This window comes from Actinosynnema sp. NPDC037264 (assembly GCF_055603705.1).
Genome location: NZ_JBVJVK010000125.1, coordinates 1 through 5,951 on the forward strand (window position 1 = coordinate 1; position 5,951 = coordinate 5,951).

Sequence of the window (5,951 nt, forward strand, 5' to 3'; positions counted from 1 at the left end):
GATCCACGGCGGCGACTCACCCCTCCTCACGACCGAACATGATCCACATCAGGCTGGCCCGCCGCCACCGCAGTGATCATTTTGTTAGGACCTCTAAGCGCGTTCCACCCGAGGACGGGCGCACGGACGGGCCGACCGCGCCCGGAGGAGGTCAGGATGTCAGCCACGGCCGATCGGACTTCGCGGCCGACCCGCCGCGACAACCTCGGCTCCCGTTGGCGGGCGCGAACAGCCCTGCTCGCCTGCGGGATCGCGGCCTCGTTGGTCTACGTGGCCGCCAACGTGCTCGGTGCTCTGCGGTGGGAGGGCTACAGCTCCACCTCTCAGGCCGTCAGTGAGCTGTCCGAGATCGGTGCTCCGTCGAGACCGCTCGTCGTGACGCTCCTGGTCGTGCACAGCGTGCTGGCGCTCGCTTTCGGAACGGGGGTGGTGGGATCAGCCGGCAGGAGTCGTGCCCTGCGCGTCGCGGGCCGACTGCTGGTCGGCATCGGAGTCGTCGACGTGGCAGCGGCGTTCTTCCCGATGCACCGACGGGAGGCAGCTGAAACGCCGACCGACACGGCGCACGTGATCCTCACCAGCGTGACCGTGCTGCTCATAGTGACGGCGATGGGGTTCGCGGCCGCGGCACTCGGCAAGACGTTCCGCCGCTACTCCGCCGCGACAATCCTGACGCTCCTAGTGTTCGGTGCACTGGCCGGCGCGCAGGGCCCTCGGATCGCCGTGGGCGAGCCAACCCCCTGGCTGGGGGTGTACGAGCGCATCAACATCGGCGGCTACCTGCTGTGGATGGCAGTGCTCGCCGTCGTCCTCATGCGCAACAACGACAGGCGCCGGACTCCGCCGGACCGATGACGACGCCACCCGAGAGCGGTCACCACGGCGAACCCGATGCCGAGCCGGCCCGCTGCGCGTCCAACAGCAGGGCGATCCCGGCCGAGCCGAAGAAGCCCGCCCGGGACGGGTCGAGCACCAGACCGGCCGGAGCCCGCTCGACCACCTCCAGCACCGCTGGTTCCACCTCGTGCCGGGTGGCCGCGTCGACCTCACCGACCAAGCGGACGACCCGGACACCGGGTGCCGGACCTGTCGTCACCGTGATCGACGGATCGGTGCCGGCATGGTTCTTCATGCGGTGCGCTCCGCGCCGTCACCGGTCAGTCGAGTCGGACTTCGGCCCAGACCGTCTTGCGGTGGGCATCGCAGTGGTGCCCCCAGTTGACCGCCAACCGGTTGACCACCAGCAGACCGCGTCCGTGCTCCAGCACACCGAGCCTGCCCAGGACGGGCAGGCGGCTCGGGCTGCCGTCGTCGACCTCGACCCGGACCAGGTCCCGGCCCGGTAGCCGGTGCAGCCGCAACCGCCGCGGCGCGAGGGCGTGCCGGTAGGCGTTGCCGATCAGTTGAGCCGCGACGACCTGGACGTCCACGAGCCGGTCACCGCCGACTCCGGCCACCATGCCCGCGACCAGTCCCAGCAGGTCGGCCGCAGGAGGACGTTCCTCTGGAAGGTCCAGGTCGACTTCGTCCCTGGAGAAATCGACAGTGCTCATGGTTCGTCCTCCGATGCCCTGTGGTCTCAAGGCGCACAGCACCCGGCACGTACCCGGCGCGTCGATCGGGCAAACCACGAACGAGCAGTTGACCCCGCCCCGAGGTCAAGGTGGAGCCTGGCCGCATGAGGAACAACGTGCGGGTGCCGCGGGTCTTGCGGCGAGCGGCGGTCGCGGCGATGGCGGTCGCGCTGGTGTCCGGGTCGACCGTGCCGCTGGTAGCCGGTGCGGCGGGGGCCGGTGCCGCCGCGGTGCGGGATCGTCCGGAGCTGCGGGAGGCCGTGCAGGCGTTCGTCGACATCGGTTTCGCCGGGATGCAGGCGCGCGTGGACGACGAACGAGGTGCGTGGGTCGGCAGTGCCGGGGTGCGCGAACTCGGAGGAACCGCGCCGCCGTCCACCAGCGGGAGGTTCCGGATCGGCAGCAACACCAAGACCTTCGTCGCCACCGCGGTGCTGCAACTGGTGGCCGAGGGCGAGGTCGGCCTGGACGCCCCCGCCGCCGACTACCTGCCCGGGTTCGGACTGGACCGGCGGATCACGGTCCGGATGCTGTTACAGCACACCAGCGGCGTGTTCAACCACACCGGCGACTACTACAACGGGAGGCTCCTGCCGGGACTGCCCTCGACGGGCCAGGAGTGGGTGGACAACCGGTTCCGCACCTACCAGCCCGAAGAACTGGCGCGGTTCGCGCTGGCCGAGCCGGCCCTGTTCGCGCCGGGGACGGACTGGAACTACTCCAACACCAACTACACGCTGGCCGCGCTGTTGATCGAGCACGTCACCGGCCGTTCGTACGCCGAGGAGACGCAGCGTCGGATCCTCCGGCCGCTCGGGCTGCGCGACACGGTGGTGCCGGGCACCAGGGCGGAGATCCCCGGCCCGCACGCCCACGGCTACTACCACTACCAGGACGACGGCCGGACGAAGACGGTCGACGTCACCCGGCAGAACCCCTCCCTGCTGTTCGGCGCCGGGGACATGATCTCGACCACCCGGGACCTCCACACGTTCTTCTCCGCCCTGCTGGGTGGCCGGCTCCTGCCGCACCACCTCCTGGCCGAGATGCGCACGCCGCACCCGAAGAGCGGCTTCGGCCTCGGGTTGCGCGCGCTGGAAACAGGTCCGAGCTGCGCGGGCACCCTCTACTTCCACAACGGCAGCACCATCGGCTACGGGACGTTGGTGTACGGCACCCCCGACGGCAGCAAGACCTTGACCGCTTCGATCACCACCGGAGACACCGACGTCGACCTGGTGGAGGACTACCCGAAGGCGTTGGACGACCTGCTCACCGAGGTGTTCTGCGGCACGCGGACCGCAGGCTGACGTCCGGCCAGGTCGGGGTGGCCGTGCGATCCGGGACCGGCGGGTTGACCTTGACCCGGGGTCAGGCTCGACACTCGTCGCATGGCTACCTCGACCACCCCGGCCACGTCGACCGGCGGCGTCACGATCGGTCAGGCGGCGGCGTTCGCCGGGGTCACGGTGAAGACCGTGCGGCACTACCACCAGCACGGGCTGCTCGCCGAACCACGACGCGACAGCTCGGGCTACCGGCGGTACGGGTCGGCGGACCTCGTGCGCCTGGTCCAGGTCCGAACGCTGGCCGCCGCCGGCGTGCCGCTCGCGGAAGTCGGGCCGCTGCTGGACGCCGACGTCGAGCGGTTCGCCGCCCGACTCGTCGACGTGGAGCGGAACCTCACCGAGCGGATCGACGACCTGGTCGCCCGCCGGGACCGGCTGCGGCGGCTCTCCGACGGGGACCGGCTCCTGCTGCCCGACCGCGCTCACGCGGTCCTGGACCGCCTGACCGAACTCGGCTACAGCCCCGACAACGTGACCAGCCAGCAGGAGGCCCTGGTGCTGGCCAGGGCGATGTCGCCGCAGCTGTTCGACCTCTTCCTGAACCACTTCGAACGCCGGCTCGCCGACCCCGCGTACGTCGACCTCACCAAGCGCGCCTGGGACGCCCGGTCCTGGGAGCCGGACGACCCCCGGGTCGACGAGCTGGCGGACGCGCTGGCCGACCACCTGCTGGGCAACCCCGAGCTGCTCGCGGTGCCACCGGGCTACCAGCCCGGGCCGGACGACGCCACCCGGTACCGGCTGATCGACCACCACCGCGAGGACCGGATGGCCTGGACGCGGCTGAACGCGCTCGTGGAAGCCAGGCTGCGCGCCGCGGGCGTGCCCATCCCCCACCGGTGACAGCGGCTCGGCGGCCGCTTCAGGGGCCGGTCACTTCGTCGATGACGCCCCGGTTGTCGGTCTGGAAGTCGCGGTCCTCGTACTGCCACGGGCTGCGGCGGCCCGTGTTGTACTCGTCGACCAGCGATTGCGCCACCTCGGCGAGGACGGCGTGCGACGCTTCGGGGAACACGGCGCGCCGCTCGCTGTCGATGCAGATCACCGCCGGGTAGTCGGTGCCGAGCGAGTGGAAGCGCAGCTTCGCCACCGGGATCGACACGCTGCTGGCCACGTGCACGAGGAGGTTGGCGACCTTCGCGCGGTCGAAGCCGTGCTGCACCGCCTCCTCGATGTAGGCATCGGGGTCCTGCGCGTACTCCACGTCGTAGTCGACGTGGTGCACCCGCTGGTCGTGCCAGGCCCGGGCGGCCGGGTTGAGGTGGGGCTGGCGGGCGGGGTCGAGGGTGAACCGGTGCCTGGCGTGCACGACGACACCGGTGTCGGTCACGTAGAGCTGCAGCCGCAGGCACTTGAACCGCTCGTGCACCGTGAACAGCAACACCCTGATCAACGGCACGTGCCGGTACGCCGCCCCGTCCACGAGGCGGTAGGAGGTGAGCAGGACCGTGCGTGCGGCGCTGTGGATGTCCGCCACCAGCTGGGCCACCAACCGCAGGTCCGTATCCCTCAAGGTGGTGAGGAACAGCTCGTGCTCCAACTCGTCCTTCATCGTCACCGCGGGCGGCGTCCGGGTCGACGTCATCGCCCGTACCAGCGAGCGCATGGCCTGGTCCCAGTTGTTCACCCGGGAGAAGTCGCCGTGGACGCGGTCGGCGAGGAAGGGCGGCACCTGGCAGTCGTCGATCCGGATCGGGATGACGCGTGGCCCGCGTCCTTCGAGCTCCAGGCTCAACGCCTGCAACAGCTCGTACTTGACCCAGCGCGAGCGCACGGAGTTCTCCGAGAGCACGGCGACGACCGCGGTGCTCCTGGCGATCTGGCCGCTGATCCGCTCCAGCAGCCCGTCACCGAAGTCGAGCTCGAGCTCGTCGATCCACGCGTCCACGCCCATGGCCTTCAGCAACGTGACGAGGGTGCGCACGAACGGTTTGTCCACCGAACTGTGGCTGAGGAACACGCCGGCGCTGTGGACGACCGGTGGCGGCTCCGACATGTGACCACTCTCCGACTTCACGACCGTTCGCGCCAAGGGTCGTCATCAACTCGTTGCCGCGACCGCGGTCGCACGCGTCTGCCGGTCACCGCGCCGGCCCTTCGCCGGTTCACAGCAGGGCTCGGGTCGCCGTGGTGACGTACACCGCGCCGATCGCCAGCACGCACGTACCGAACACCGCCTTGAGCAGCCGGTCGGGCAGCCGGGGCGAGAGCAGCGCTCCGACTTGGGCACCCACCAGGACACCCGACGCGCTGAACACCAGCACCTCGGGCCGGATGTTGCCCAGCGTGAGGTTCGTGGCGGTGATCAACCAGTCCGCCACGGCCTCCACCGCGATCGCCGTGGCGTTGGCGCGCTTCACGGACAGCCCGCCGGAGCGCTCCAGCAGCGGCTGGCTCAGCTCGGCGACGCCGGTGCCGGTGCAGGCGGAGAAGGCCCCCGCAACTCCGGCGACCCACCGCCGCCTGCCGAGCAGCCGCAGGTCGGCGTGCTCCGGCGCGCGGTGGGTGGAGCGCAGGCGCAGCAAGCGGTCCAGGGCGACGCCTCCCACGACCAGGCCCACGATGAGGCGCAGCACATCGCGGGACGCGTGGGCGAACACGAAGACACCCACCACGACCCCGAGCACCACCGGTGGCAGCAAGCGGACCACGGCGGGCAGGTCCACCTTGCGCATCAAGAGGTAGCGCGCGGTACCGCTGGACATCCCGATGGTTTCCGTGGCCACACCGGTGGCGATGGACTGGTGCACCGGCAGGCCGAGGACGAAGGCGAAGAACGGTTGGAACAGCACCGCGCCGGAGAACCCGGAGGCGTTGGCCACCACGGACACCGCCACGGCGAACGGAAGGACGTACCAGTACTCCCACCAGGAACTCACAGCCACCTCTCTGGTGGTGGACGTGGGGGGGGGGGGGGGGCGGCCCCCCCCCCCCCCCCCCCACACACGGTGCTGCGTTGGGAAACCCCCAAAAACCTGCCCTCCTTCCCAAAAACCACGCCCACCCCCCACCCGCCCCCCATCCTTGG

7 protein-coding genes are annotated in these 5,951 nt (G+C 70.6%); 3 read left to right on the forward strand and 4 right to left on the reverse strand.

The genetic code is table 11. The features are described 5' to 3' along the window. Positions 1 to 156 precede the first annotated feature (156 nt). Entirely contained in the window at positions 157 to 855 is a 699-nt protein-coding gene (locus ACZ7GX_RS45535; RefSeq protein WP_498786900.1) for a DUF998 domain-containing protein, read from the forward strand. A gap of 19 nt (positions 856 to 874) precedes the next feature. Here the strand turns inward: ACZ7GX_RS45535 and ACZ7GX_RS45540 are convergent, their stop codons facing one another. Both ACZ7GX_RS45540 and ACZ7GX_RS45545 read right to left on the reverse strand, forming a co-directional pair. After that, positions 875 to 1,132 carry an STAS domain-containing protein gene (locus ACZ7GX_RS45540; RefSeq protein ID WP_498786901.1) on the reverse strand — a complete coding sequence of 86 codons (258 nt, stop codon included), beginning with the start codon at positions 1,130 to 1,132 and terminating at the stop codon, positions 875 to 877. A gap of 25 nt (positions 1,133 to 1,157) precedes the next feature. Continuing rightward, complete coding sequence (locus ACZ7GX_RS45545) at positions 1,158 to 1,553, reverse strand: ATP-binding protein (protein ID WP_498786902.1); 396 nt, start codon at positions 1,551 to 1,553, stop codon at positions 1,158 to 1,160. A 125-nt stretch (positions 1,554 to 1,678) separates the two neighbouring features. On the opposite strand from ACZ7GX_RS45545, the gene ACZ7GX_RS45550 reads away from it, so the two are divergent. Beyond that, entirely contained in the window at positions 1,679 to 2,884 is a 1,206-nt protein-coding gene (locus ACZ7GX_RS45550) for a serine hydrolase domain-containing protein (RefSeq protein ID WP_498786903.1), read from the forward strand. 81 nt (positions 2,885 to 2,965) lie between these two features. Next, complete coding sequence (locus tag ACZ7GX_RS45555; protein ID WP_498786904.1) at positions 2,966 to 3,766, forward strand: MerR family transcriptional regulator; 801 nt, start codon at positions 2,966 to 2,968, stop codon at positions 3,764 to 3,766. A 19-nt stretch (positions 3,767 to 3,785) separates the two neighbouring features. Here ACZ7GX_RS45555 and ACZ7GX_RS45560 read toward each other — a convergent pair whose 3' ends face one another. Together ACZ7GX_RS45560 and ACZ7GX_RS45565 are read right to left on the reverse strand one after the other, a co-directional pair. Beyond that, complete coding sequence (locus tag ACZ7GX_RS45560; protein ID WP_498786905.1) at positions 3,786 to 4,919, reverse strand: toll/interleukin-1 receptor domain-containing protein; 1,134 nt, start codon at positions 4,917 to 4,919, stop codon at positions 3,786 to 3,788. Positions 4,920 to 5,028: 109 nt separating this feature from the next. Further along, a complete protein-coding gene (locus ACZ7GX_RS45565; RefSeq protein ID WP_498786906.1) occupies positions 5,029 to 5,802 on the reverse strand; it encodes a sulfite exporter TauE/SafE family protein in 774 nt (257 codons plus the stop codon). Between the last annotated feature and the right edge of the window lie 149 nt (positions 5,803 to 5,951).